Genomic DNA, 2,549 nt, shown 5'->3' with positions numbered 1-2,549 from the left:
GCTTTGATATTTCAGCAAAAATAGAGATTCAAGAGTTTAAAAACGCTCTAGAACAGGCAAAGAAAGAGATTGAAAACCGCTTTGATTTCAAAGAGGACAAAGCAAAAGAATTAAATTTCAACGAAAAAGACAAAACTTTAATTGTTCTAGCCACAAGCACCAACAAAGCAAAGACAATCAAAGACATTTTGGATTCTAAACTCATTAAGCGCAACCTCTCTTTGAAAGTCTTAAAAGAAAAAAACACAGAATCCGCGAGTGGCAGTAACACAAAAGTAACTTATCAGCTCAACGATGTACTAGACGATAAAAGCACAAAGATAATTAACGCAGCAATTAAAAATGAAAAATTCAAAGTCAGCACGCAAATTTTAGGAAATGAGATTCGCGTCAAGGCAAAAGATATTGATGAGCTACAAAAGGTCATCGCGCATTTGCGTAAAATGGAATTGGAAGTCTCACTTAGTTTTGGAAATTTTGCTTGAAACTCCAATTAAAACTTTCAACAAAGCAGAAACACTCTAGCAAAAATTCAAAAAAACATCAGATGCTTGCACAATCACGCAAGCAGCAAAATATCAATTCCAAAAATTTCTTAAAAACATTATTTTTAAGCACCACGATTCCACAAAATAAACTGCAAGTATTTTTACTCGGTGTTTTATGCGCACTATTCTTTAGTGCTTTTATTTATTTAGAGCATTTTTTAGAAAGATTCAATCTACCCATTTTCTCAACACTTTGCGCTCTAGCTGGAATCTTTCTTTATTTTAAACTCTCCCGTTTTGGAGCGTTAATTTGTGGAGCACTGATTGGAATCTTGTGGTTTTATTGGGTTGGTTTTAGCTTTAAATTCTATGATTTAACTTCTTTTATTCCGCTTCTTTGGGCTGTATTTGCCTTGTGTTATGGTGGGCTTTTTTATCTTTTTTGCTTTTTTCAAAATCCTATTTATCGCATCGTTACACTCACGCTTTCGTCTTTTGTGCATCCTTTTGGATTTAATTGGTTTATTTTAGAATCTATGCTGACTAAAAGCTACTTTTTTCCCTCCAAATTCACGCTTTTTTTGCTTTTGATTGGGGTCTTGATTTTTAGCTTAAGTCTCACAAGACAACTCTACAAAACAAGTGTGCTTTGGCTTGCAGGATTTTGCTTGTTGCTAGCTTTTTCTCATTCTAACTTTGATGTAAAGACAAAATCCCAACAAGATTCAAAGCTCAAAATCAAAACCTTAAGCCTTAATATTCCGCAAAATATCCGCTGGGATTCCAAATATCTCAACTTCATTATTGAACAAAACTTGCAGCAAATCGCACAAGCTAAAGCGCAAAACTATGACTTGATTATCTTGCCCGAAACCGCCTTTCCTTTTGCGCTCAACCTCCAACCTCACTTGATTGAATCCTTAAAAGCTACAAGTCAAGAAATTGCGATTCTCACAGGTGCAGTTTATCAGGAAAATAACCGCATTTTCAATAGTGCTTATTTGTTTCAAAATGGAGAGATGAGAGTGCTGCATAAGCAAATTTTAGTTCCATTTGGCGAGCAGATTCCATTACCTCGCTTTTTTGCAAAATGGATAAATCAAACCTTTTTTCAAGGAGCAAGCGATTTTAACTTTACAGAATTCCAAGCTCCAAATTCCGCTCTTATTAAAGGTATGCGATTCCAAATTGCAATTTGTTATGAAGCCACACGCGAAGAATTTTATCAAGATTTTCCCAAATATCTCATCGCCCTTAGCAATAATGCGTGGTTTGTTCCTAGCATTGAACCCACCTTGCAACGACTTTTAATGTTATACTTTGCAAAAAATTATGGCACGACAATCTTTCACTCTAGCAATGCCTCTCCTGATTTTAAACTAACGCCTTGAGTGAATTTTATCGTTGCAATAGCATTTGGATATGTGCGATTCCATCTTCTATATATTCTTTTGAAACTTGTTTGAAGCCGAATTTTTCATAGAATCCCTTTGCATAAACTTGCGCCCCAATCCTTATTGTATTTGCTTGGAATCTCTCTTGTGCTACTTTAATGCCTTCTTTTAAAATCTCTCCACCTAGCCCACAACCTCTCTTTAATGTTATCACCCTACCGATTGAAACTTCTTTGTAAGATAAACCCGCTGGCAATACGCGCAAATAGGCTTGAATGCCCTTTGAATCCCTAAAATACAAATGCAAACTTTGTTTATCTTTCTCATCAATTTCTTGATATGCGCATTTTTGCTCCACCACAAAAACTCCCACGCGCACTTTAAGAATCTCATACAATTCCTCTAATGTTAATTCTTTAAATTTTTTAATAACTAATGACATCATTTGGAATTCCTTTTTGGAAAGATTGGATTAAAATTTAATTTGGAAATTTGTTTTGAAAGAAAAAATCAATGGTGCCGAGGGTCGGAATCGAACCGACACGGGGTTGCCCCCACCAGATTTTGAGTCTGGCGCGTCTACCAATTTCACCACCCCGGCAATTTAAAGGATAGGATTATATAAAACCTTAACAAAATTTTAGCTTAAAAAGAGGTAGCTTCTTTG

3 protein-coding genes and 1 tRNA gene are annotated in these 2,549 nt (G+C 35.5%); 2 read left to right on the top strand and 2 right to left on the bottom strand.

Going from position 1 to position 2,549, the window contains the following annotated elements; translation table 11 throughout:
* A partial coding sequence (locus tag Q1553_RS03065; protein ID WP_300842743.1) for a YajQ family cyclic di-GMP-binding protein occupies nucleotides 1-485 on the top strand: 485 nt, incomplete at its 5' end.
* A 62-nt stretch (nucleotides 486-547) separates the two neighbouring features.
* On the top strand, nucleotides 548-1,879 hold the full coding sequence (gene lnt / locus Q1553_RS03060) for an apolipoprotein N-acyltransferase (protein ID WP_297570829.1): 1,332 nt from the start codon (nucleotides 548-550) through the stop codon (nucleotides 1,877-1,879).
* Nucleotides 1,880-1,886: 7 nt separating this feature from the next.
* Here the strand turns inward: lnt and Q1553_RS03055 are convergent, their stop codons facing one another.
* Both Q1553_RS03055 and Q1553_RS03050 read right to left on the bottom strand, forming a co-directional pair.
* Nucleotides 1,887-2,327 carry a GNAT family N-acetyltransferase gene (locus Q1553_RS03055; protein ID WP_220271592.1) on the bottom strand — a complete coding sequence of 147 codons (441 nt, stop codon included), beginning with the start codon at nucleotides 2,325-2,327 and terminating at the stop codon, nucleotides 1,887-1,889.
* Between the two features lie 69 nt (nucleotides 2,328-2,396).
* Nucleotides 2,397-2,483: transfer RNA gene (locus Q1553_RS03050), tRNA-Leu, on the bottom strand.
* Nucleotides 2,484-2,549 lie beyond the last annotated feature (66 nt).

Source organism: Helicobacter sp. UBA3407, assembly GCF_949747025.1.
Classification (GTDB): Bacteria; Campylobacterota; Campylobacteria; order Campylobacterales; family Helicobacteraceae; genus Helicobacter_D; species Helicobacter_D ganmani.
This window is presented reverse-complemented; position numbering and strand designations above follow the sequence as displayed.